Source organism: Rhodanobacter sp. B2A1Ga4, from assembly GCF_018101315.1.
Lineage (GTDB): Bacteria > Pseudomonadota > Gammaproteobacteria > Xanthomonadales > Rhodanobacteraceae > Rhodanobacter > Rhodanobacter thiooxydans_A.
In genome coordinates this window covers 162,761-184,706 of record NZ_JADBJR010000005.1, presented here as the reverse complement: position 1 = coordinate 184,706, position 21,946 = coordinate 162,761, and the positions used below count along the sequence as shown (strand labels likewise).

The following is a 21,946-nucleotide window of genomic DNA, read 5'->3' as shown; positions in this document are numbered from 1 at the left end:
GCACAAGCTGGGCTGCCATCTCCTTCCGTCAAGGGTAACCACCATGGCACGACCGATCCGCAAGCTGCTACCCGCTGCGCTGCTGGCGCTGGCGGTTCTTCCGTCGATCGCCGCGGCAGCCACGCCACCGGCCCCTCACCTGCTTTCGCGGCTGGCACTGGGCGGCCCGGGCGGCTGGGACTACCTGGCGTTCGATGCGCCCAGCCGCCACCTGTTCGTCAGCCGCGGCGACCGCGTGCTGGTGGTCGACGTGGACAGCGGCAAGCAGATCGGCACGATCCCCGACACCGCCGGTGTGCACGGTATCGCCCTCGCCGACGACCTGCAGCGCGGCTTTGTCAGCGACGGCAGGAGCGCGTCGGTGACGGTGTTCGACCTGGCTTCGCTGAAGACCGTGGCGACGATTACAGGCACCGGCCAGAACCCCGATGCGATCCTGTACGACGGTGCCTCGCACCACGTGCTGACTTTCAACGGCCGTAGCGCCAGCGCCAGCGTGATCGACCCGGCGAAGAACGCGGTGGTCGGCAGCATCGCGCTGCCCGGCAAGCCGGAGTTCGCGGTGGCCGACGGCGCCGGCCATGTCTACGTGAACATCGAGGACAAGTCCGAGCTGGTCCAGCTCGATTCGATCCACGACAAGCTGCTGCAGACCTGGCCGCTGGCACCGTGCGAATCGCCGAGCGGACTGGCGCTCGACAACCCGCACCACCGCCTGTTCGCGGTGTGCGACAACCGCACGATGACGGTGCTCGATGCGCTCGATGGCCACCACGTGGCCGACGTGGCGATCGATGATGGTCCGGACGCGGTGGTGTTCGACGCGGCCGAGGCGATGATCTACAGCAGCAACGGCCAGAGCGGCACGATCACGGCGGTGCACGAGGACGATCCCGACCACTACCGCGTGACCGCCACCGTTGCCACCCAGGCCAGCGCGCGCACGCTCGCGCTCGATCCGAAGCTGCACCGGCTGTATCTCTCCGCGGCGCGGCTGGGCGCCACCCGGCAGGCCAATGGCCGCCGCACGGTCGAGCCGGACAGCTTCACCGTGCTCACCGTCGGGCGGCCTTAGACTCCGCCGGTCAGGACTGCCGCGGGATCGCCACGCGCACGCGCAGGCCGCTGCCGTACGGCGAGTCGAGCAGTTCGATCGTGGCATCGTGCAATTGCGCCGCGCGCAGCACGATCGACAGGCCCAGCCCGTAGCCGTCGCCGCGGCTGCCGGCTTCGCGATGAAAGCGGGCGAACACGCCGGCGCGGCGTTCGGCCGGAATGCCGGGGCCGTCGTCGATGACGTCGATCAGCGCCACGCGCTCGTCCTGTTCGATCGACAATTGCACCTGGCCGCCGGCCGGTACGTGACGCAGCGCGTTCTCGACCAGGTTGCGCAGCAGGGCCGCGAGCGCGGCCTCGTAGCCCTGCACGGACACCTGTGGCGCCAGGCGCGCGAAGCTCAGCTCCACGCCGCTGTCGGCGATCAGCGGCGACAGCTCCTCGATCACGCCCATCGCCACGGCCACCAGGTCGACGCGGCTGCGCTGGCTCGACGCCGCGCCTGCTTCCAGCCGGGCCAGCGCCAGCAGTTGTTCGATCCGGCGGGCCAGCCCGGCGATGCTGTGCTGGGCATTGCCGAGGCCGAGTTTCAGCTCGGCCGGATCGGTGGTGGTCATCGTGCTTTCGAGGTTGATCATGGCGGTGGACAGCGGCGTGCGCAGCTCGTGCGCCACGTCGGCGCTGAAGCGGCGTTCGCGTTCGAGTGCATCCTCCAGTCGCGCCAGCTGGCCGTTCAGCGCGGCCAGTACCGGTTGCAGTTCCAGCGGTGCAGCGGGCAGCCGCACCGGTTCATGGCTGCCCGGTTTCCGGGCCGAAAGGGCGCGGGTCAGCGCCTCCAGCGGGCGCAGTCCGCGCCTTACCGCCCAGCCCACCAGCAGCGCCAGCAGGGGCAGGCCGACCAGCAACGGCAGGCTGTGCTCCAGCCACACCGCATGCATGATGTCGTGGCGGCTGTCGTAACGTTCGCCGGTGCGGATCACCACGCCGTCGGCCATGTCGCGCAGGGTGAACACGCGCCAGCGGTAGCGCCCTTGCTGCACGTCGCGAAAATCCGCGTCGCCGGTCGCCGGCGGCGGCAGCGCGGCGAGATTCGCGGTAGCCAGCCTCGTGCGCCCGGTCCGGTCGAAGACCTGGAAGCCGACTTCGGACTCGTAGGTGTTCCGGTGCCGCTTCGGCGGGCTGCCGCGGGTGGCTTCGATCGGCACCAGCGTGTCCGCGTCGGCGCGTCCCTGCAGCGCCTGCATGTCGGCGTGCTTGATCAGCACCTGCAGCGTCCGTGCCGACTGCGCCAGCCGCCCGTCGGACAGCTCGTCCACCTCGGTGATGGTGCGATGGAAGCTGAGCACGCCCAGCGGCAGCAGCACCGCCAGCAGCACCACGATGATCAGCAGGCGCAAGCGGCCATGCAGGCTGGCCGGCTGCGGCGGGCTCGCCCACCTCATTTCGGCTCCCGCGGAATCATGTAGCCGAAGCCGCGCACGGTCTGGATGGTGTCGAAGCTCAGCTTGCGGCGCAGCGTGTGCACCAGCACTTCCAACGCGCTGGAGCCAACCATGTTGTCGAGGCCGTACAGCGAGTTCTCCAGGTTCTCGCGGCGCACCAGCCGGCCGCCGCGTTCCATCAGGATCTGCAGCAGGGCGAATTCACGCTTGGTCAGCTCGACCCGCTCGCCGCGGAAACTCACCTCGGACGTGCCCAGGTCGAGGCTCAACGCGCCCGCGTCGATGCGGTTGGCGGCCAGGCCCTGCGCACGCCGGGTCAGCGAGCGGATGCGCGCGGCCAGCTCGTCCAGGTGGAAGGGTTTGACCAGGTAATCATCGGCGCCGGCGTCGAGGCCGCGCACGCGATCGTCCAGCCCGTCGCGCGCGGTCATCACGATCACCGGGGTCGTGACGTGCAGGCGGCGCGCCTCGACCAGCACGTCGAGCCCGTCCTTGCCGGGCAGGCCGAGGTCGAGCAGGACCAGGTCGGCGGTCTGGTCGCGCAGCGCGAGCAGCGCTTCGCGGCCGTCGCGCAGCCAGCTGACGGTATAGGCAAGGCGCTCCAGCGCGCGCTGGATCGCCGCGCCGAGCTGGGGATCGTCCTCGACCAGGATGATGTGCACGGACAGGCTCCTTCGGCCGCAGGGTCGCACGGTAGCGCGGCTTGCCGGAAGATTATCCGTTGATCCGCTTACGAAGTGCTTAAGCTCGCCGGGTCGTGGCGGCCACCGGCGCATTTGACGGGCGATCGGACCGGCCTATAGAATCGGGCGAAGCGACTGAGATGGGTCGGGCTGTCGCAATGGCAGCCCGCAAGACCGCGATACGCAAGCGTTCCATCCGCTGAAGTGCGCGGACGCTCATGAAAAGGCCAGGGTGTCATGCCCCGGTTTTTCTGCCGGAGACACCGACAACCTTTCGACTGAGCGCAGTGACTGATGCCTGACAACGCCCTGCCAAGCGCCATCATCTGCCTTCCGTTCGTGGCCAGCGCCGTGGTGCTCCTGCTGCGCGGCCGCGGCCGCAGCCACAACCTGGCGGCGTGGCTGATGACCGCCACGGCGCTGCTCGGCCTGTTGCTTTCTCTCTGGCTGTACCCGGCGATCGCCGCCGGCAACGTGCTGCGCCAGGTGATCCCGTGGGTGCCGGGACTGGGGCTGGACCTGGTGTTCCGGGTGGACGGCTTCAGCTGGCTGTTCATGCTGCTGATCTGCGGCATCGGCACGCTGGTGGGCCTGTACGCCCGCTACTACATGTCGCCGGACGATCCGCTGGCGCGCTTCTTCGCGCTGCTGCTGGCGTTCATGGGGTCGATGCTGGGCATCGTGATGTCGGGCAACGTGATCCAGCTGGTGTTCTTCTGGGAGATGACCAGCCTGTTCTCGTTCCTGCTGATCGGCTACTGGCACCGCGGACCTTCGGCGCGCGACGGCGCGCGGATGGCGCTGATCGTCACCTCCGGCGGCGGCCTGTGCCTGTTCGCCGGCGTGCTGCTGCTGGGGCATGTCGTGGGCAGCTACGACCTCGACGCGATCCTCGCTGCGGGCGATGCGGTGCGCGCGCATGCGCTGTACACGCCGACGCTGCTGCTGATCCTGCTCGGCGCGTTCACCAAGAGCGCGCAGTTCCCGTTCCACTTCTGGCTGCCGCAGGCGATGTCGGCGCCGACGCCGGTGTCGGCCTACCTGCACTCGGCCACGATGGTGAAGGCGGGCGTGTTCCTGCTGGTGCGCTTCTGGCCGGTGCTGGGCGGCACCGATCAGTGGTTCTGGATCGTCGGCGGGACGGGCCTGGTGACGCTGCTCCTGGGCGCGTACTCGGCGATGTTCGAGCAGGACCTGAAAGGCGTGCTGGCCTATTCGACGATCAGCCACCTGGGCCTGATCACCATGCTGGTCGGCCTGGGCAGCGCGCTCGGCGTGGTCGCCGCGATCTTCCACATCGTCAACCACGCCACCTTCAAGGCCTCGTTGTTCATGGCCGCCGGCGCGGTCGACCACGAGGCCGGCACGCGCGACCTGCGCAAGCTCGGCGGGCTGCGCCGCTTCATGCCGGTCACCGCGACGCTGGCGCTGATCGCCGGCGCGGCGATGGCCGGCGTGCCGCTGCTGAACGGTTTCCTGTCGAAGGAGATGTTCTTCGCCGAGACGCTGGCCGCCCGCCAGGGCCCATTGCTCAACACGATTTCGGTGGTGATCGCGGTGGCCGCCAGCGCGTTCGGCGTGACCTATTCGATCCGTTTCGTGCGCGGCGTGTTCTTCGGCCGCGTGCCCGCCACCTTGCCGCGGCAGCCGCACGAGCCGCCGCTGTGGATGCGTTTCCCGATCGGCTTCCTGGCGCTGGCCTGCCTGCTGGTGGGCGTGCTGCCGGCACGGGTGATCGGCCCGTCGCTGCGCGCGGCGGCGAGCTCGGTGCTGGGCGCCGGCCACCTGCCGGACTACAGCCTGGCGGTCTGGCATGGCGTGACCACGCCGTTGCTGATGAGCATCTTCGCGTTCGTGGCGGGCTGCCTGCTGTACGCCCGCCTGCGCGGCTATTTTGCGGGGCGCGAGGTGGCGCCGCTGACCGGGCGGCTCAGCGGCAAGCGCATCTTCGAGCGCGTGCTGGCCGTGCTGGCCGCGGATATCCCGCAATGGATCGAGCGCCGCTACCCGAGCCGCCGGCTGCAGTCGCAGTTGCTGCTGATCGTGCTGCTGGCGCTGCTGGCCGGCGGCCTGGCCGCGACCAGCGCGCCGTTCGGCTTCCGACCGCGCTGGTCCAGCGTCGATCCGGCGTTCGCGCTGCTGTGGCTGCTCGGTGCGGCCTGCGCGATCGGCGCGGCGAGCCAGGCCAAGTTCCACCGCCTCGCCGCGCTGGTGCTCACCGGCGGCGCGGGGCTGGTGTCGTGCGTCAGCTTCGTGTGGCTGTCGGCGCCGGACCTGGCGGCGACCCAGTTGCTGGTCGAGGTGGTCACCACCATCCTGATCCTGCTCGGCCTGCGCTGGTTGCCCAAGCGCATCGAGGGGCTGGCGCCGGAGAGCCGCACGCACCGTTTCCGCCGTCGCCGCGACGGACTGATCGCGATCGTGGTCGGCCTCGGCGTGGCCAGCCTGGCCTATGCGGCGATGATGCACCCGGTGGCCGACTCGATCTCGCGCTTCTTCCTCGAGCGCGCGTACACGGAGGGCGGCGGCCGCAACGTGGTCAACGTGATCCTGGTCGACTTCCGCGGCTTCGATACATTGGGCGAGATCAGCGTGCTGGCGATCGTGGCGCTGACCGTGTTCGGCCTGCTGCGCCGCTTCCGCCCGGCCACCGAGAGCATCAAGGCGCCGCTGCAGCAACGCCGGCAGGTCATGCCGGATGCGGGCGAAGGCGGTGGCGCGGTCGACCATTCGTTGACCGATTACCTGATGATCCCGGGCCTGATCATCCAGCTGATGTTCCCGGTAATCCTGCTGTTCGGGCTGCACCTGTTCCTGCGCGGGCACGACCTGCCGGGCGGCGGCTTCGTCGCCGGCATCACCGTGTCGGTGGCGCTGATCCTGTTGTACATGGCGCGCGGCGCGCGCTGGGTGGAGGCGCACCTGCGCGTGCTGCCGCTGCGCTGGATCGGCGCCGGCCTGCTGCTGGCGGTGTCGACGGGGGTGGCTTCGCTGGCGTTTGGCCGTCCATTCATGACCACATACTTCCAGTATCTTGATCTGCCGTTGCTGGGGCGCATACCGCTGGCTACGGCGGTGCTGTTCGACCTTGGCGTGTTCGCCGTGGTGGTCGGCGCCACCACGCTGCTGTTGATCGCGCTGGCGCACCAGTCGTTGCGCCGCCCGCGCCAGGCGCCCGCGACCGGGACGGGAGGGCAGGGCTGATGGAACTGGTCCTCGCCGCCGCGATCGGCATTCTCGCCGCCTCCGGCGTGTGGCTGCTGCTGCGTCCGCGCACCTTCCAGGTGATCATCGGGCTGACCCTGATCTCCTACGCGGTGAATCTCTTCATCTTCTCGATCGGCGGCCTGCGCACCGGCGCCGATCCGGTGCTGCACGACGGTGACATCGCGCAGTATGCCGACCCGCTGCCGCAGGCGCTGGTGCTCACGGCGATCGTCATTGGTTTTGCCACCACCGCATTGTTCCTGGTGGTGCTGCTGACCTCGCGCGGCCTCACCGGCAACGACCACGTCGACGGCGAGGACGGCACGCCGTGAGCAATCACCTGATCGTCGCGCCGATCATGCTGCCGCTGCTGGTCGCCGCGCTGCAGTTGCTGGTGGGCGAGAAGCGCCGGCGCACGGTGCTGGCGTTGAGCGTCGCCTCGTGTGCCGTGCTGGTGCTGCTGGCCGCGGCGCTGATGCTGGCGGTGTCCGCCGACGGCGCGCTGACGGCGGTGTACCGCATCGGCGACTGGCCGGCGCGCTTCGGCATCGTGCTGGTGGCCGACCGGCTGTCGGCGCTGATGGTGTTGCTGACCGGCGTGCTGTCGCTGTCGCTGCTGCCGTATGCGCTGGGTCGCTGGCAGCATCGCGGCGGCCACTTCCAGCCGCTGCTGCAGTTCCTGCTGATGGGCCTGAACGGCGCCTTCCTCACCGGCGACCTGTTCAACCTGTTCGTGTTCTTCGAGGTGCTGCTGGTGGCGTCCTACGGCCTTGCGCTGCACGGTTCGGGCGCGCGGCGGGTCAGCGCGGGGCTGCACTACATCGCGGTCAACCTGACCGCCTCGATGCTGTTCCTGCTCGGTGTCAGCCTGATCTTCGGCGTCACCGGCACGCTGAACATGGCGGCGCTGGCCGAGCTGATCCCGCACGTGCCCGAGCGCACCCGCGCGCTGCTGCACGCGGGCGCGGCGATCCTCGGCGTGGCGTTCCTGATCAAGACCGCGATGTGGCCGCTGGGCTTCTGGTTGCCGCGCACGTATGCGGCCGCGTCGCCGGCGGTGGCGGCGATGTTCGCGCTGATGACCAAGGTCGGCATCTATGTATTGCTGCGACTGAGCCTGCTGCTGTTCGGCGACGGCGCTGGCCCGGCGTCCGCCCATTTCGGCAGCGGCTGGATGCTGTGGGGCGGCGTGGCCACCGTGATCGCCGGCACCGTCGGCATGCTGGGCGCGCGCGACCTCGGCAAGCTGGCCGGCTACAACGTGCTGATCTCTTCCGGCACCCTGCTGGGCGCGATCGGCCTGCAGCTGCCGGCGGTCACCGCCGGTGCGCTGGCCTACCTGGTGATTTCCACGCTGGCGATCGCCGCGTTCTTCCTGGTCGCCGGCCTGCTCGCTTCCGACGGCGACGACGACACCGACGACACCTTGAGCCTGGAACCGTACGAGCAGCTGGGCGAAGCATCGGCGGGCGAGGGCCTGTACGCGCAGGAGGACGAGAGCCGGGTGGTGATCTCCGCGCCGATCGTGCTGCTGGGCGGCAGCTTCTTCGCCTGCGCGCTGCTGTTGGCGGGGTTGCCGCCGCTGTCCGGGTTCCTGGCCAAGTTCGCCATGCTGGCGCCGATGCTCGAGGCCGGCCCGCGGGCGGGCGCGATCGTATTGTTCACGCTGGTCATCGTGGCCGGCTTCTGCACGGTGATCGCGATGTGCCGCGCCGGCATCCAGATCTTCTGGGTCGAGCCGGAGCGGCTGTTCCCGAAGGTGCGCCTCAGCGAGACCGCGTCCATCCTGGCCCTGCTCGGCCTGTGCCTGCTGCTGACCGTGCTGGTCGAGGCGCCGCTGCGCTACCTGCGCGACACCGCGCGGCAGATCCACACGCCGGCCGCGTACATCCACCAGGTGTTGCCGGCCGCGGTGGCGCCGCCATGATCAGGCGCTGGTTGCCGTATCCGATCCTGTCCGCGCTGTTGCTGCTGATCTGGCTGCTGCTGAACCAGAGCGTTGCGCCCGGCACGATCCTGCTCGGTGCGCTGCTGGGCATCGCGCTGGCGAAGGTGTTCGGCCTGCTGCACTCGCCGAAGGCGCACCTGCGCAACTACCCGCTGCTCGGTCTGCTGTTCGTGCGGGTGGTGCTCGACATCGTGCGCTCGAACATCGCCGTGGCCCGGATCATCCTGCGCCGCGACAGCCGCATGCGTTCCGGCTTCGTGGCGATCCCGCTGACCCTCACCGACCGTTACGGTCTCGCCGTGCTGGCGTGCATCATCACCTCCACGCCGGGCACGATCTGGGTCAGCTACGACCCCAGCACGAACGTGTTGCTGATCCACGTGCTGGACCTGGTCGACGAGGCGAGCTGGATCGACTCGATCAAACAGCGCTACGAGCAGCCCCTGCTGGAGATCTTCCAATGAGCCACAGCCTGCTCGCTGCCGCCATCATCCTCGCGCAGATCCTGCTGCTGCTGGCGATGAGCTTCTCGATCATCCGCATGGTGCGCGGACCGCGCGCGCAGGACCGCGTGCTGGCGCTGGACGCGCTGTACGTGAACGCGATGATCCTGCTGCTCACCATTGGCATCCGCAGCGGCAGCCTGCTGTATGTCGAAGCCGGCCTGATCATCGCCCTGCTCGGTTTCGCCGGCACCGTGGCGCTGTCGAAATTCCTGATGCGCGGGCAGGTGATCGAATGAGCCATCTCGATGCCCTGCCACCGTGGGCGGCCATCACCGTCGCCGTGCTCGTGCTGCTCGGCGCGCTGTGTGCCTTCGTCGGCTCACTCGGCCTGCTGCGGCTGAAGAATTTCTACCAGCGCGTGCATGCGCCCACGCTGGGCACCACGCTGGGCACATTCTTCATGCTGGCCGGCTCGATCACCTGCTTCTCGGTGCAGCACGGCCGACCGATCTTCTACGAGATCCTGATCGGCGTGTTCCTCACCCTGACCACCCCGATCACCCTGATGCTGCTGGTGCGAGCGGCGCTGTACCGCGACCGTGAGGAAGGCTCGACGGACGTGCCGCAGGCGTCGCCGCACGAATAGCCAGGGTCAGGGTGGATGGTATCCGGCCTGGGCGCCTCCTCCCGTCGAGTCGGCCTGCAGGCAGCAGGAAAACCCGTTTGTCCCGAGCGTAGTGCAGCGAAGTCGATGGACCATGCAGTCGCCGCAGTTTGCGCGCCGACTCAAGAGTCGTCGGCTTCCGCCTCCGGGTCTTTCACGGCATCCAGCTGCTCGCGGTTGCGCCAACCCCTGTGCCAGGCGAGAGCCATCGTGGAGCCGTGCTCGTAAGGGCACTTTTCTTGCGGTTCGCCGCAATCGCGCGCGTAATGGCCTTCGATCCAGGCCTGCAGCGGATACTGCATCCCGCTTTCCTTGACCATGCTGGCGTCCTCGGTGGGCGTCGTGAAAGCTGGGATGAGGTCGGCGGAGCGAAGTTTCAAGCATGGAAAAGCCCGCCAGAGCGGGCTTGGATCCATCTATGCCGGGGGATGGCCTGGGACGGTCGCCTCACGGCGAGAGGTTAGCTATACAGGTGAAACCGTTCACATTTTTTCATTTCACGACCAGGTGAATCGTGATGTTCGTCACACTTCGGGCGGTGTGACAGGCGTGGTCCATGCAGCGGTTGCGGTCCGCCGGCTGCGGCGCGAACGTGCCGCCATCCAGGCTCGTCCTGGGCGCATGGGCTGCGTACCGCGGATGTCTGGTGGGCCCACCAGGACTCGAACCTGGAACCAAAGGATTATGAGTCCTCTGCTCTGACCATTGAGCTATAGGCCCGCGCAAGAGTGGCAGTTTACCGTAGCGCGGGGGCGTAACGGCTGGTCGAGCCGCGTCGGAACGGGGCGGCGTGAACTGCATGCCGGCGACCGGCTGGTACGGCAGTGGCCGCGCCTCGACCAGGACGAAGGGCGTGCTCATCTGGTCGACCTCGACCCTGAAGGTCTCGTTGAGATGGCCCGCGAAGTGATCCAACCGAAAAAATTGCATGACGTTCCCCCTGGCCGTCGAGCATGCCCAGGCCGGGCCGGGCTTTCAACACGTGCCCGGTGCGCGCCGTCGCTGAAGGACGAGCCGCGCCTTCGTGGCGAGCCGGTGGTGCATTCCTGGGGGGTACCAACAAGAAGCCCCGCATCGGCGGGGCTTCTTCGTCATGCCGGCGTCGCGGATTACTCGACGTCGAGGAACGAGCGCAGCTGTTCCGAACGGCTGGGGTGGCGCAGCTTGCGCAGTGCCTTGGCCTCGATCTGGCGGATCCGCTCGCGGGTGACGTCGAACTGCTTGCCGACTTCTTCCAGGGTGTGGTCGGTGTTCATGTCGATGCCGAAGCGCATGCGCAGCACTTTCGCTTCCCGCGGGGTGAGGCCGGCGAGCACGTCGCGCACGGTTTCCATCAGGCCGGTTTCGGTGGCCGAATCGATCGGCGAGCTGGCGTTGCCGTCCTCGATGAAGTCGCCCAGGTGGGAATCCTCGTCGTCGCCGATCGGGGTTTCCATCGAAATGGGCTCTTTGGCGATCTTCAGCACCTTGCGGATCTTGTCCTCGGGCATCTCCATTTCCTTGGCCAGTTCCTCCGGCGTGGCCTCGCGGCCGAACTGCTGCAGCATCTGGCGGGAAATGCGGTTCAGCTTGTTGATCGTCTCGATCATGTGCACCGGGATGCGGATGGTGCGGGCCTGGTCGGCGATCGAGCGGGTGATCGCCTGGCGGATCCACCAGGTGGCATAGGTCGAGAACTTGTAGCCGCGGCGGTATTCGAACTTGTCCACCGCCTTCATCAGGCCGATGTTGCCTTCCTGGATCAGGTCGAGGAACTGCAGGCCGCGGTTGGTGTACTTCTTGGCGATCGAGATCACCAGGCGCAGGTTCGCCTCGACCATTTCCTTCTTGGCGCGACGGGCTTTCGCCTCGCCACTGGCCATGGCGCGGTTGATGTCCTTGATGTCGATCAGCGGCAGGAACAGCTTGCGCTCGATCGCGGCCAGCTTCTCCTGCTCGGCGTCGATCGCCTCGCGGTAGGTCTTGATGTTCGGCGACCACTTCTGGCGCTTGCGGCTGAGCTCGGCCACCCATTCGAGGTTGCCCTCGTTGCTGGGGAACGCCTTGATGAACTCGGCCTTGGGCATCTTCACCTGCTTGACGAAGATGTCCATCAGCACGCGCTCGTGGTGGCGGATGTCGTTGACCACCTCGCGCAGCTTGCGCACGAAGCCGTCGATCAGCGCGCTGGGCAGCTTGAGCTTGAGGAACTCCTCGGCCATCTGGTCGCGCAGCTTGACGATCTTCTTGTCGGTGATGCTGGCCGCCTTCGGCGCAGCTTTCTGGAACTTGGCGTAATGGTCGCGCAGCAGTTCCATGCGGCGCTTGACCTCTTCCGGGTCGGGACCGGTCGGGCCGGCTTCTTCCTCGTCCTCGGTGGTGTCGTCGGCGTCCTCGTCGGCGTCGTCGTCACCGGGCTCGGGCTCCGGTGCCAGCAGCGCAGCGGCTTCCTTCTCCTTGCGGGCGAGGTCGGCGGCTTCCTCCAGGTCGAGGAAGCCGGCCAGGATCTCGCTGAGGCGGCGCTTGCCGTCCAGGTGCTGGTCGTATTCCTCCAGCAGCAGCTCGATGGTCAGCGGGAAGCTGGCCAGCGCGGTCTGCACCTGGCCGAGGCCTTCCTCGATGCGCTTGGCGATGGCGATCTCGCCCTCGCGGGTGAGCAGCTCGACCGTGCCCATCTCGCGCATGTACATGCGCACCGGGTCGGTGGTGCGGCCGACCTCGGCGTCCACTGCGGACAGCAGGGCGACGGCTTCCTCGGCGGCGGCCTCGTCGTCGGTGCTGCTGCCGGCCTTGTCGGCCAGCGGGTCGGCGTCCGGCGCGGCGTCGTGCACTTCGATGCCGACGCCCTTGAGCACTGCCATGATGTCTTCGATCTGCTCCGGGTCGACGATGTCGTCAGGCAGGTGGTCGTTGATCTCGGCGTAGGTCAGGTAGCCCTGCTCCAGACCCTTGGAGATGAGCGCCTTGATTTCCGACTGTTGCTCATGGGGAGCTTTGCTATTCATTCACCGACCGCCGCAGGGTTCAAGAACCGGACATTATAGCGATGTGCTGCTTTTTTGACCAGTTTTCAAGTGAGAAAAGGTTTCAATGGGACCAGCAAAAATCGCGCCAGATCGCGGTGTTGCCGTGCCTTGCTGGCTCCGGCCGCGTCTCGCGCGCTGTGCGTCCGTTCAGCCGGTGTCGAGCCAGAAAGTCACCGGGCCATCGTTCACCAGCTGGATCACCATATGGGCGCCGAAGCGCCCGGTTTCCACCCCCGGGTGTGCGGCGCGGGCCAGCTCCAGCAGCCGCTCGAACCAGCGCCGGCCGTGCTCGGGCGGCGCCGCGCTGGTGAAGCTGGGGCGCATGCCGGAACGGGTGTCGGCGGCCAGGGTGAACTGGCTGACCAGCAGCAGGCCGCCGCCGGTGTCGGTGAGCGAGCGGTTCATCCTGCCGTTGGCGTCGGCGAACACGCGATAGCCGAGCAGGCGTTCCAGCATGCGCTTCGCCTGCGCCTCGCCGTCGTCCGGCTGCACCGCCACCAGCGCCAGCAGGCCGGGGCCGATCGCGCCGACCGTTTCGTCGCCGACACTGACGCTGGCGGACACTACACGCTGGATCAGGGCAATCATGGGCGCACGACGGTGGCGAAGCGCCTAGCTTACGGCGCCATCGCGGCCGGTGAAAGGCGGCCGGCCGCCGACGCGGCCCGCTGCCACGGGGTTGCCTCCCGTAAACTGCACGGATGCGTATCGACATGTACCTCGTCTACCTCCTGTTGCGCCTGCTGGCGCTGTTGCCGTTGCGCGCGCTGCACGGCATCGGCAGTGGCCTGGGCCGCCTGCTGCTGTGGCGGGGTGGCCGCACGGTGCACAACACCGCGGTGAACCTGCGCATCGTGCGGCCGCAGCTGGACCAGACGGCGCAGGCGGCGCTGCTGCGCGAGGTGATGGCCGAGAGCGGCAAATCGGCCAGCGAGATCGTCAAGGTCTGGGGTGCCGGCGCCGAGCGCGCGCTGGGGCTGGTGCGCGAGGTGCGTGGCGAGGCGCTGCTGGATGCCGCGCTGGCTGCGGGCAAGGGCGTGATCATCGCCGCACCGCACCTGGGGTGCTGGGAGCTGCTGAATTACTGGCTGTGCCGCAAGACGCCGATGGCGATCCTGTACCGGCCGCCGCGGATCGCCGCGATCGAGGGCCTGCTGCGCAAGGTGCGCGGCGCGCTGGCGCCGGAGCAGGTGCGCGCGGACGGCGCTGGCGTGCGCACGCTGTACAAGCGGCTTGCCGCGGGCGGCACGGTCGGCATCCTGCCGGACCAGAAGCCGCGTGCGGGCGAAGGCCAGATCGCGCCGTTCTTCGGCCGCGAGGCGCTGACCATGGTGCTGCTGCCGCGGCTGGCCGCGCGCACCGGCGCGACTGTGCTGTACGCATTCGCCGAGCGGCTGCCGCAAGGTGCCGGTTATCGCATCCACCTGCTGCCGGCGCCGCAGGGGCTGGCCGATGCCGACCTCGCCGTCGCCTGCGCCGCGCTCAACCGGGGCGTGCAGGATTGCGTGGAGTTGGCCTTCGCGCAGTACCAGTGGCAGTACAAGCGCTACTCGGCGGATGGCCTGATCAGCCCATACGATCGCGAACAGGGCTAAGCCCGCGCGATTCTAGGGCCGGGGCTTTTCCAGCCGGCGCAGGAACACGCCCATTTCCTTTTCGGCCTGCTTGTCGCCGCGCTGCGCCGCAGCGGCGATGCCGTGGCGCCAGGCGTCGGCGGCAGCGGTTTCGTCGCCGCTGGCCAGGCAGGCCTTGCCGAGCAGTTTCCACGCCGCCGAATACGCCGGGTCGAAACCTGCCGCGCGGCGCAGCTCGTCGATCGCCGCGCCGTTGTCGCCGTCGGCCAGCAGCGCGCTGCCCAGCGAGAAGCGCAGCAGCGCACCGTCGCGTGGGCCGCCGCACTGTTGGCGCAGGCTGGCGATCAACTCGGCGCTCATGGCTGGGTGCGGTAGCGCCAGTCGTCGGCCGGATAGATCCGCGTCGGCTGAGCCGGTTCCGGCGGGGTGTGTCCGGCGCGCAGGTCGGCCAGCGAGGTGGCCGGCCAGACCACCAGCCATGACGAGCGGAACGGCTGCACCAGCAGCGCGTAGCGCAGGTCGTTCGCATCCGTCTGGTCCACGCGCACCACGATCAGGCCATCCGGGTGGGCACGGGCGAAGTCCTGCACGGCCTGGTCCTGCACCACCGGGTTACCCAGCAGTTCCTCGATCGGGCGGGTCAGCCGGCCCTCGAAATGGAACTGGCCCTCGTAGTTGCCGAGGAAGGCGATCGCCCGGTTGGCCTGGTCGGCGGCGCCGAGCAGGTGCGCGGTGGGGCGCAGGTCGTAGCGCGGCCACAGGGTCAGCGTGAACAGGGTATTGAGCGCGAGCACGCCGACCAGCCCGGCCACCGCCAGCCGGCGCAGCTCGCCGCGGCCGCGCAGCAGCAGCAGGCTGCCCAGCAGCAGGAACACCACGCTGAAATAGCGGCTGTATGGCGCCGCGGCATCGGCCCATTCGCCATGCAGGTGGTTGCCGGCCACCAGCAACGGCAGCAGGAACAGCGCCACGGCGAACACGATGCCGCCCGCGCCCAGCGGCCAGGTACCGAGCCAGCCGTTGCCGGCCAGGCTCGGCCGGCGTTCGCGCAGCACGGCGATGGCGCCGGCCAGCAACAGGGTGATGCCTCCGAGTTCCGGCAACGGGTAGTACAGCTGCTTGCCGCTGATCAGCGAAAGCACCACGAAGGTGGGCAGCAGCCAGCACAGCGCGAAGCGCAGGCCCGGCTCCAGCGGCCGGCGCAGGCCAGCCACGGCCACCCACGCGCGCGGCCAGCCGCTGAACGGGAACAGCATCGGCGGCAGCCACAGCAGGTAGAACCAGACCGGCTGGGCGTGGTTCTGCAGGTCTTTGCCCGCGGCCAGCTTGTCGACCACACGGCCGGCGGTCTGGGTGAAGAACAGCCGCTGCCGGTATGCCTCGCCGCCGGAAAACCCGGCCGGCAGCGCCCAGGCCAGCAGCATCGCGCCGCCGAGCAGCAGCGCCAGTACGCCGCGGCCGTACCAGCGCGCGCGGTGCTGGCTGGCCCAGTCGTTCCACAGCGGGCCGAGCAGCCAGGGAAAGGCCACGTGCAGCAGCATCACCGGGCCCTTGGTCAGCAGCCCGAAGCCCACGCACAAACCGAACAGCAGCCAGCGCGGCTCGCTGCGTTGCGGCTTCGGGGTCAGGCACAGCAACGCGGCCAGCGTCCACACCGCCAGCAACACGTCGTACATGATCTGCAGGCCGAACAGGAACGCGCAGCCGAACGCCAGCAGCATCCACGGCGCGGCCTTGGCCATCCACGGCCGCTGCGGGAACAGCCGCCGCGCCAGCAGCGAGACCAGTACCAGTTGCGCGCCGCCGAACAGCACCTCCAGCACGCGCGGCCAGACATCGCTGACGCCGAACGCGAACCAGCCGGCCTGGATCAGCCAGAACAGCAGCGGCGCCTTCTCGCTGTACGGCTGGCCGTTGATGTACGGCACCAGCCAATGGCCGTGGCTCCACATCTCCCACGCCACCGCCAGGGTACGGGTGGAATACAGCGGCATCGGCCCGTGCGAGAAGATCGCCAGCAGCGCCACGGCAGTCCACAGCGGCAGCCAGGGCCACACGGCGCGTAGGTGTTCGGAACGGCGGTAGGAGCTGGATGGCACGGGCAGACTCGTGGGAGGTCAGGGAGGGATTCTAGCCTGCGCGATGCGCGTGCAAGGCGACCGGCGGCACGCTCAGGCCGGCCCCCAGTAGCCGATGCGCCGGCGGATCTTCAGCTTGCGCCACAGGTTCAGCGGCTTGCGCCGGCGATTCTTCGCGCCGCGGGCGATGAAGGCGTCGATCGCCTCCAGCACGCGTTCGCTGGAGCGGCCGTCGCGGTAGGGGTGGATCGCGTCGGCGTACGCGCGGATCGCCGTCATCAGTTCCGGCGGGCGGCTCAACGCGCGCTCGATCGCCGGCTCGAAGTCCTTCGCCTCGTCGATGTCGATCAGCTGCGGGCCGGGCCGGCGGTTCTTGAACGTCACCACCGGCTTGCCGGTGAGCAGGAATTCGTTGAGCGCCGAGGAGGTGTCCGAGCACATCAGGTCGACCTGCGGGAACAGCTCCAGGATGTTGTCGTTCTCGGCGAAGGTGAGGTACTCGTTCTGCAGCGCCTTGAACTTCGCGGTGGTGTCCGGGTTCATCTTCGGGTGGAAGGTGACGATCCAGCGCCAGCGGCCGTCGCGCGACAGCCGCTTCACTTCCTCGTACAGCGTCTCGGCCGCGCTCCACGAGGGCGAGAAGGTGGAGTGGTACAGGATCACCGGCGGCGTGCGCACCGGCGGCAACGGGCCGCTGATCTCCTGCATGAAAGGGTCGAGCTTGGGGAAACCGGTCTCGGTCACGCTGAAGTGGCCGACCTTGTCGGCGATCGCCTGGAACTGCGCGGTGTCGCGCGGGCCGGTGGTGCAGTACAGGTCGAAGAAGCCACGCACATAGATGTGCCGCGGCTTGCCGGCGTCGAAGCCGTGGAAGGTCTCCACCTTCACGCCGGGGAAAAAATGCGGCACCGCGTTGGACGAGGTGATCACCGCGATCGGCTGCCACGCGCGCACCTCGGCCACGCTCAGCAGGCGTTCGCCAGCGACCAGGTCCTCCGCGCCGGGGCCGTCGAAGAACCAGGCCGCCTCGTCGCCGCGGGCGCGGATGGCTTCCTGCAGCGGGCGCAGGATGGCCAGCGCGTAGCGCTCGGAGCCATACAGAAGATAGTGTTTCCGGTTGGTCATCAGCGGTCGATTTCGTGTTTGCGGAGCAGGGCCATCGCACTCGCCACCGACTCCGGATGGTTGACCATCTCGTAGTAACGCATGCGCTTGTACAGCGCGTAGCTGGCCGCGGTCTGTGCGATCAGGAAGCCGCGCCAGCCATCCAGGCAGGCCAGCCGGAATACATAGTCCTTGAGGAAGGCCAGCACGTACACGAACGGCGCCTGCCACATCCGCACCGGCTTGCCCTTGTCCAGCCAGTCGCGGCATTTCAGTTCGGCGTAGCGCAACACCTTCAGCTGCTTGTGCGGCAGGGTCGGGTTGTTGGCGTGGTCGAACGGCGCGCGCAGTGTCGGTGCGGCGCCGTCGAAGCGCAGCGACTCGTGCACCCGGGCGTCGCTCCAGCGCGCGCGGCCACGGTGGTACAGCCGCGCCAGCTTCTCGCCCACCGACGGGCGGTACCAGCGCATCGGCCGGCCCATGTAGATCGTGCGGCGGCGCAGGTACGCCACCGCCGCGTCGCCGGCGATCAGTGCGGGCAGGCGCTGCTGCAGTTCGGCGGCGAGTTCCGGGCTGAGGTATTCGTCGGCGTCCAGCACCAGGATCCAGTCGTGCGCGCACTGTGCACTGGCGAAATTGCGTTGTGCGCCGAAGCCGAGCCAGTCCTGGTGGATCACACGCGCGCCGTGTGCCCGCGCGATCGCCACCGTGTCGTCGTCGCTGCCGGAGTCGACCACCAGCTTCTCGGCCGCGAACGACACGCTGTCCAGGCAGCGCGCGATGCTCCCGGACTCGTTGTGGGTGATGACGGCGAGGGTCAGCGGGAACGTGGGCATGCGGCGGATTCTAGCCGAAGGCCATGACTAGCCTGCATGCGGGTGCCGTGTCCGTTCAGCCGGATGGGTCGCAGCTTTGCCCGGCAATCCATGACAAAATCCCCCCGCGCCGGTTGATCACGGTCAAGCGTACATCGCACGTCTCCCTGCAATGGCACCGAACGGCAGCTCATGAAACGAATCCTCGTCACCGGCGGCGCCGGATTCCTCGGCTCGCACCTGTGCGATCGCCTGCTCCACGACGGCCACGACGTGCTGTGCGTGGACAACTTCTTCACCGGCAGCAAGCGCAACGTGGCGCACCTGCTCACGCACCCGTACTTCGAGCTGATGCGGCACGACGTGACCTTCCCGCTGTACGTGGAGGTGGAGCGCATCTTCAACCTCGCCTGCCCGGCCTCGCCGGTGCACTACCAGCACGACCCGGTGCAGACCACCAAGACCAGCGTGCACGGGGCGATCAACATGCTCGGCCTGGCCAAGCGGGTGAAGGCGCGCATCCTGCAGGCCTCCACCAGCGAGGTGTACGGCGACCCGGAAGTGCACCCACAGGTCGAGGGCTACTGGGGCAAGGTCAATCCCATCGGCATCCGCAGCTGCTATGACGAAGGCAAGCGCTGCGCCGAGACGCTGTTCTTCGACTACCACCGCCAGCATGCGCTGGACATCAAGGTGGTGCGCATCTTCAACACCTACGGCCCGCACATGCATCCGAACGACGGCCGCGTGGTGAGCAACTTCATCATGCAGGCGCTGCGCGGCGAGGACATCACCATCTACGGCGACGGCAGCCAGACGCGCAGCTTCTGCTACGTCGACGACCTGATCGAGGCGATGGTGCGCATGATGGAATCCGGGCACGGGTTCACCGGCCCGGTGAACATCGGCAACCCGGTCGAGCACACCATGCTGGAGCTGGCCGAGAAGGTGCTGGCCCTGGTCGGCGGTCGCTCGAAGCTGGTGTACCGACCGCTGCCGTCGGACGACCCCCGCCAGCGCCAGCCGGACATCGGCGTGGCCCGCGACCGGCTTGGCTGGCAGCCGACGGTGGCGCTGGAGGACGGCCTGAAGGAAACCATCGGCTACTTCCGCCGCCTGCTGCAGGACGGTGCGGCGGCATGACCAGCTTTGCCGTCGTCATCACCAGCTACAACTACCGCGACTTCGTCGGCACGGCGATCGACAGCGCGCTGGCGCAGAGCCGCGCGCCGATGCAGGTCATCGTGGTCGACGACGGCTCCACCGACGGCACGCCGGCGTATCTGCGCGAACGCTACGGCGCCGATTCGCGGGTGACCCTGCTGTGCGGCGAGAACGGCGGCCAGCTGGTCGCGTTCCAGCGCGGCGTGGCGCAGGCGCGCGCCGACGTGGTCTGTTTCCTGGACGCCGACGACCGCTGGGAACCGGATTACCTGGCGCGCCTGGGCGAGCTCTATGACAGCCGCCGCGACGTCGATTTCGTGTTCTCCGACCTGCAACTGTTCGGCGACGAGAACCGCTGGATGGGCTACGCCGCGCAGTCGCGCGACCTGGGCTTCACCGCGATCAGCACCTACGTGCTGATGCACTGGTACGGCGCTCCCACCTCGGCGCTGTCGATGCGTGCGCTGTGGGCGCGCCGCACGCTGGAGCTGCCGGCGGAGCTGGGCCAGACCTGGCGGCTGTCCGCCGACAACTGCCTGGTGTTCGGCGCCAGCGTGCTGGGTGCGCGCAAGTATTACCTGCGCACCGGCGCGGTGCATTACCGCATCCACGGCAACAACGGCTGGTGGGGCAGGCAGACGGCGGCCACGAAGTACCTCAACCGGTTCCGTTCGCGCTGCCTGATCGAGATCTATGCCAGGAACATCGGCCTGGACGAGCGCTGCCTGGAGAGTGTCAAGCACGAGTTCCGCACCAAGCCGGCTCCTTCCTGGCGCGAGGCGCGGCACTACGCGAAGCTGGCGCGCCTGCGCCACGGCTCGTGGCTGCGCAACCAGCAGCGTGCCGCATCGATCCTGTGGTCGGCGATGCGGTCGAGCCGGCGTGCGTCGGAAGCACGGCCGGCGACGGACTGAGCGAGGTCATCGTGATGCGCATCAGCGTCGCCGTGATCACCTACAACTGGCCTGCCGCGCTGGAGCAGGTGTTGCGCGCGCTGGCCGTGCAGAGCGAGCTGCCGCACGAGGTGATCGTCACCGACGACGGTTCGCAGCCGGCCACGCGTGAACTGCTGGAGCGCATGGCCGCGGATTATCCGGTGCGCCTGGTGCACCTGTGGCAGCCCGACGACGGCGCGCGCATGAGCCGTGCGCGCAACCGCGCCATCGCCGCCGCGCAGGGCGACTACGTGATCCTGCTCGACGGCGACATGGTTGCCGAGCGGCACTTCATCGCCGACCATCGGGCGTTCGCTCGCCGTGGCTGCTTCGTGCAGGGTTCGCGCGTGCTGACCGACGCCGCACTGACCCGGCGCCTGCTGGAAGGCGACGTGACCATGCCGGGCTTCTTCAGCCGCGGCATCGAGCGGCGCCGGCACACCTTGCGCCTGCCGCTGCTGGCCCGTTGGTACGCCCGGCCCGGCACCAAGCAACGCGGCATCAAGAGCTGCAACATGGCGTTCTGGCGCGACGACCTGCTGCGCCTGAACGGCTTCAACGAGGCGATGACCGGCTGGGGCCGCGAGGATACCGAGCTGGCCCTGCGCGCCTTCCATGCCGGCCTGCTGCGGCGCGAGCTGCGCTTCAGCGCGCTGGCGACGCATCTCTACCACCCCACCCGCAAGCACGTCGTCGACAATCCGAACGATCGCATCGTGGACGACACGCGCGCGCGCCGGCTGCTGCGTTGCGAGCGCGGCGTCGAGCAGCATCTGGTCGAGTTCGCCGATCCGCCGCCGGACCTGCGCGCGCGCGCCGCTCAGCCGAGCTGACGCAGGGCGGCATCCAGCCGCGCGGCGAAGCTCGCCTCGTTCGACTCGAACCAGGCCCGCGCCTGCTCGCCCAGCGCCGCGCGCTCGTGCGCGGGCATCGCCAGCAGGCGTTCGATGGCGGCTTCCAGCGCCGCCTCGTCGAAGCGATGCAGGGTGGCCAGGTTGAACGGCCCGGCGTCGCTGGCGCCGACCAGCACGCCACGTGCCGGGGTGACCAGTTCGTTCATCGGCGGCGCATCGCTGGCGATCACTACCGCCGCGCAACTCATCGCCTCGACCAGGTAGTGCCCCCAGCCCTCGGTCTCCGACAGGCACAGGTGGAACAGGTGCGCGTTCTGCAGCCGACGGATCTCGCGCACGTCGCCCGGATAGCCGATCCGGTGCTCGATGTTTGCCGGAACCGGCCCGCTCGGCGGAGTGGCAGTGCGCGGCGACTGCAACACCAGCAGCTTCGGCCATTCCGGATGCCGCCGCCACAACGCCAGCAGCCGCTGCGTGCCCTTCATCCGGCTGGCGCCGGCCAGGTGCAGGAAGGTCGGTTGACGCGGGACTTCCGGCTGCAGGCAGTCGGTGCTGCGGAAGCCGATGTGCAGCGCGCGGCAGCCGCGGGCGGTGAACAGTCCGACGGCATGATGGGTCTTGCACAGGATCGCATCGTAGCGGGCCAGGTAGCGCTGGCTGCGCGGCGACAGCCACTCCGGGTTCGGCACCAACAGGTTCCACCGGGCCAGCCCGAACCAGTCCGGACGCACGTGCTCCAGTGCGATGTTGATGTCGTACGGCGTGGCCCGCCAGTCGGCGTGGCGCAGCCGTTGCCACCACATGCGCAAATAAAGCAGCAACACCTTGCGGCGACCGTCGTGCCGATGCGGACCAAGCCGGGTCACGTGGACCTGGTGGCCGAGCGCGACCAGCGCCGTGGACAGCAGTCGGATGTCGTGGCTGAGGCCGCGCTGGTTGTCCCACGCAAGCAGATTGATACGGGCCATGGC

General features: G+C 68.7%; 21 protein-coding genes and 1 tRNA gene. 11 read left to right on the top strand and 11 right to left on the bottom strand.

Annotated features, from left to right (window positions below):
• Positions 1-43 precede the first annotated feature (43 nt).
• Positions 44-1,075 carry a YncE family protein gene (locus IMW82_RS15505; protein WP_211005198.1) on the top strand — a complete coding sequence of 344 codons (1,032 nt, stop codon included), beginning with the start codon at positions 44-46 and terminating at the stop codon, positions 1,073-1,075.
• A 10-nt stretch (positions 1,076-1,085) separates the two neighbouring features.
• On the opposite strand, the gene IMW82_RS15500 is transcribed toward IMW82_RS15505, so the two are convergent.
• Both IMW82_RS15500 and IMW82_RS15495 read right to left on the bottom strand, forming a co-directional pair.
• Positions 1,086-2,498 carry an ATP-binding protein gene (locus tag IMW82_RS15500; RefSeq protein ID WP_211005197.1) on the bottom strand — a complete coding sequence of 471 codons (1,413 nt, stop codon included), beginning with the start codon at positions 2,496-2,498 and terminating at the stop codon, positions 1,086-1,088.
• Positions 2,495-3,160 (bottom strand): response regulator, encoded by a 666-nt coding sequence (locus IMW82_RS15495; RefSeq protein ID WP_108472163.1) that lies wholly within the window; start codon positions 3,158-3,160, stop codon positions 2,495-2,497. Before IMW82_RS15495 ends, IMW82_RS15500 begins: the two co-directional genes overlap by 4 nt.
• Positions 3,161-3,475: 315 nt before the next feature.
• On the opposite strand from IMW82_RS15495, the gene IMW82_RS15490 reads away from it, so the two are divergent.
• The 6 genes from IMW82_RS15490 to mnhG are packed head-to-tail and all read left to right on the top strand — an operon-like array spanning position 3,476 to position 9,428.
• Complete coding sequence (locus IMW82_RS15490) at positions 3,476-6,385, top strand: monovalent cation/H+ antiporter subunit A (protein ID WP_211005196.1); 2,910 nt, start codon at positions 3,476-3,478, stop codon at positions 6,383-6,385.
• Positions 6,385-6,720, top strand: a complete 336-nt coding sequence (locus IMW82_RS15485; protein WP_211005195.1) for a Na+/H+ antiporter subunit C — start codon at positions 6,385-6,387, stop codon at positions 6,718-6,720. Before IMW82_RS15490 ends, IMW82_RS15485 begins: the two co-directional genes overlap by 1 nt.
• Complete coding sequence (locus IMW82_RS15480) at positions 6,717-8,315, top strand: monovalent cation/H+ antiporter subunit D (protein ID WP_211005194.1); 1,599 nt, start codon at positions 6,717-6,719, stop codon at positions 8,313-8,315. The genes IMW82_RS15485 and IMW82_RS15480 overlap by 4 nt, the downstream gene beginning before the upstream one ends.
• Positions 8,312-8,800: a Na+/H+ antiporter subunit E gene (locus IMW82_RS15475; protein ID WP_211005193.1), complete on the top strand. Its 489-nt coding sequence runs from the start codon at positions 8,312-8,314 to the stop codon at positions 8,798-8,800. The genes IMW82_RS15480 and IMW82_RS15475 overlap by 4 nt, the downstream gene beginning before the upstream one ends.
• Complete coding sequence (locus tag IMW82_RS15470; RefSeq protein ID WP_108472158.1) at positions 8,797-9,078, top strand: K+/H+ antiporter subunit F; 282 nt, start codon at positions 8,797-8,799, stop codon at positions 9,076-9,078. The genes IMW82_RS15475 and IMW82_RS15470 overlap by 4 nt, the downstream gene beginning before the upstream one ends.
• On the top strand, positions 9,075-9,428 hold the full coding sequence (mnhG, locus tag IMW82_RS15465; protein ID WP_211005192.1) for a monovalent cation/H(+) antiporter subunit G: 354 nt from the start codon (positions 9,075-9,077) through the stop codon (positions 9,426-9,428). Before IMW82_RS15470 ends, mnhG begins: the two co-directional genes overlap by 4 nt.
• Before the next feature lie 140 nt (positions 9,429-9,568).
• Here mnhG and IMW82_RS15460 read toward each other — a convergent pair whose 3' ends face one another.
• The 4 genes from IMW82_RS15460 to dtd form a co-directional block, all read right to left on the bottom strand.
• Positions 9,569-9,766 (bottom strand): Rmf/CrpP family protein, encoded by a 198-nt coding sequence (locus IMW82_RS15460; RefSeq protein ID WP_108472156.1) that lies wholly within the window; start codon positions 9,764-9,766, stop codon positions 9,569-9,571.
• A gap of 324 nt (positions 9,767-10,090) precedes the next feature.
• A tRNA-Ile gene (locus IMW82_RS15455) sits at positions 10,091-10,166 on the bottom strand.
• A 389-nt stretch (positions 10,167-10,555) separates the two neighbouring features.
• Positions 10,556-12,430, bottom strand: coding sequence for an RNA polymerase sigma factor RpoD (rpoD, locus tag IMW82_RS15450; protein ID WP_108472154.1), 1,875 nt, complete (start codon positions 12,428-12,430; stop codon positions 10,556-10,558).
• A gap of 168 nt (positions 12,431-12,598) precedes the next feature.
• Positions 12,599-13,039: a D-aminoacyl-tRNA deacylase gene (dtd, locus tag IMW82_RS15445; RefSeq protein ID WP_211005191.1), complete on the bottom strand. Its 441-nt coding sequence runs from the start codon at positions 13,037-13,039 to the stop codon at positions 12,599-12,601.
• A gap of 113 nt (positions 13,040-13,152) precedes the next feature.
• Between dtd and IMW82_RS15440 the strand changes: the two genes are divergently transcribed.
• The gene (locus IMW82_RS15440) at positions 13,153-14,046 is read left to right on the top strand and encodes a lipid A biosynthesis acyltransferase (RefSeq protein WP_211005190.1); all 894 of its coding nucleotides are present in this window, start codon (positions 13,153-13,155) and stop codon (positions 14,044-14,046) included.
• Positions 14,047-14,058: 12 nt separating this feature from the next.
• Here the strand turns inward: IMW82_RS15440 and IMW82_RS15435 are convergent, their stop codons facing one another.
• From IMW82_RS15435 to IMW82_RS15420, 4 genes are all read right to left on the bottom strand, one after another.
• The gene (locus tag IMW82_RS15435; protein ID WP_211005189.1) at positions 14,059-14,385 is read right to left on the bottom strand and encodes a tetratricopeptide repeat protein; all 327 of its coding nucleotides are present in this window, start codon (positions 14,383-14,385) and stop codon (positions 14,059-14,061) included.
• Entirely contained in the window at positions 14,382-16,124 is a 1,743-nt protein-coding gene (locus IMW82_RS15430; protein ID WP_211005188.1) for a glycosyltransferase family 39 protein, read from the bottom strand. Before IMW82_RS15430 ends, IMW82_RS15435 begins: the two co-directional genes overlap by 4 nt.
• Positions 16,125-16,196: 72 nt before the next feature.
• Positions 16,197-17,228, bottom strand: coding sequence for a CDP-glycerol glycerophosphotransferase family protein (locus IMW82_RS15425; RefSeq protein ID WP_211005187.1), 1,032 nt, complete (start codon positions 17,226-17,228; stop codon positions 16,197-16,199).
• Complete coding sequence (locus tag IMW82_RS15420) at positions 17,228-18,043, bottom strand: glycosyltransferase family 2 protein (protein ID WP_211005186.1); 816 nt, start codon at positions 18,041-18,043, stop codon at positions 17,228-17,230. Before IMW82_RS15420 ends, IMW82_RS15425 begins: the two co-directional genes overlap by 1 nt.
• Positions 18,044-18,214: 171 nt before the next feature.
• Here IMW82_RS15420 and IMW82_RS15415 point away from each other — a divergent pair, with 171 nt between their 5' ends.
• Genes IMW82_RS15415 through IMW82_RS15405 form a run of 3 tightly spaced genes read left to right on the top strand, consistent with a single transcriptional unit; the run spans position 18,215 to position 20,954 of the window.
• A complete protein-coding gene (locus IMW82_RS15415) occupies positions 18,215-19,165 on the top strand; it encodes a UDP-glucuronic acid decarboxylase family protein (RefSeq protein ID WP_211005185.1) in 951 nt (316 codons plus the stop codon).
• A complete protein-coding gene (locus tag IMW82_RS15410) occupies positions 19,162-20,100 on the top strand; it encodes a glycosyltransferase family 2 protein (protein ID WP_108472146.1) in 939 nt (312 codons plus the stop codon). Before IMW82_RS15415 ends, IMW82_RS15410 begins: the two co-directional genes overlap by 4 nt.
• Positions 20,101-20,114: 14 nt before the next feature.
• A complete protein-coding gene (locus IMW82_RS15405; RefSeq protein WP_211005238.1) occupies positions 20,115-20,954 on the top strand; it encodes a glycosyltransferase family 2 protein in 840 nt (279 codons plus the stop codon).
• On the opposite strand, the gene IMW82_RS15400 is transcribed toward IMW82_RS15405, so the two are convergent.
• The gene (locus tag IMW82_RS15400) at positions 20,942-21,943 is read right to left on the bottom strand and encodes a glycosyltransferase family 4 protein (RefSeq protein ID WP_211005184.1); all 1,002 of its coding nucleotides are present in this window, start codon (positions 21,941-21,943) and stop codon (positions 20,942-20,944) included. The genes IMW82_RS15405 and IMW82_RS15400 overlap by 13 nt on opposite strands.
• Positions 21,944-21,946 lie beyond the last annotated feature (3 nt).

Bases quoted from the DNA above. Each gene is read 5' to 3' on its own strand.
- IMW82_RS15485 (WP_211005195.1), top strand. From the start codon at position 6,385: ATGGAACTGGTCCTCGCCGCCGCGATCGGCATTCTCGCCGCCTCCGGC.
- IMW82_RS15405 (WP_211005238.1), top strand. From the start codon at position 20,115: ATGCGCATCAGCGTCGCCGTGATCACCTACAACTGGCCTGCCGCGCTG.
- IMW82_RS15410 (WP_108472146.1), top strand. From the start codon at position 19,162: ATGACCAGCTTTGCCGTCGTCATCACCAGCTACAACTACCGCGACTTC.
- IMW82_RS15505 (WP_211005198.1), top strand. From the start codon at position 44: ATGGCACGACCGATCCGCAAGCTGCTACCCGCTGCGCTGCTGGCGCTG.
- dtd (WP_211005191.1), bottom strand. From the start codon at position 13,039: ATGATTGCCCTGATCCAGCGTGTAGTGTCCGCCAGCGTCAGTGTCGGC.
- IMW82_RS15460 (WP_108472156.1), bottom strand. From the start codon at position 9,766: ATGGTCAAGGAAAGCGGGATGCAGTATCCGCTGCAGGCCTGGATCGAA.
- IMW82_RS15500 (WP_211005197.1), bottom strand. From the start codon at position 2,498: ATGAGGTGGGCGAGCCCGCCGCAGCCGGCCAGCCTGCATGGCCGCTTG.
- IMW82_RS15440 (WP_211005190.1), top strand. From the start codon at position 13,153: ATGCGTATCGACATGTACCTCGTCTACCTCCTGTTGCGCCTGCTGGCG.
- IMW82_RS15425 (WP_211005187.1), bottom strand. From the start codon at position 17,228: ATGACCAACCGGAAACACTATCTTCTGTATGGCTCCGAGCGCTACGCG.
- IMW82_RS15475 (WP_211005193.1), top strand. From the start codon at position 8,312: ATGATCAGGCGCTGGTTGCCGTATCCGATCCTGTCCGCGCTGTTGCTG.
- IMW82_RS15415 (WP_211005185.1), top strand. From the start codon at position 18,215: ATGAAACGAATCCTCGTCACCGGCGGCGCCGGATTCCTCGGCTCGCAC.
- IMW82_RS15420 (WP_211005186.1), bottom strand. From the start codon at position 18,043: ATGCCCACGTTCCCGCTGACCCTCGCCGTCATCACCCACAACGAGTCC.
- IMW82_RS15400 (WP_211005184.1), bottom strand. From the start codon at position 21,943: ATGGCCCGTATCAATCTGCTTGCGTGGGACAACCAGCGCGGCCTCAGC.
- IMW82_RS15470 (WP_108472158.1), top strand. From the start codon at position 8,797: ATGAGCCACAGCCTGCTCGCTGCCGCCATCATCCTCGCGCAGATCCTG.
- IMW82_RS15490 (WP_211005196.1), top strand. From the start codon at position 3,476: ATGCCTGACAACGCCCTGCCAAGCGCCATCATCTGCCTTCCGTTCGTG.
- mnhG (WP_211005192.1), top strand. From the start codon at position 9,075: ATGAGCCATCTCGATGCCCTGCCACCGTGGGCGGCCATCACCGTCGCC.
- rpoD (WP_108472154.1), bottom strand. From the start codon at position 12,430: ATGAATAGCAAAGCTCCCCATGAGCAACAGTCGGAAATCAAGGCGCTC.
- IMW82_RS15435 (WP_211005189.1), bottom strand. From the start codon at position 14,385: ATGAGCGCCGAGTTGATCGCCAGCCTGCGCCAACAGTGCGGCGGCCCA.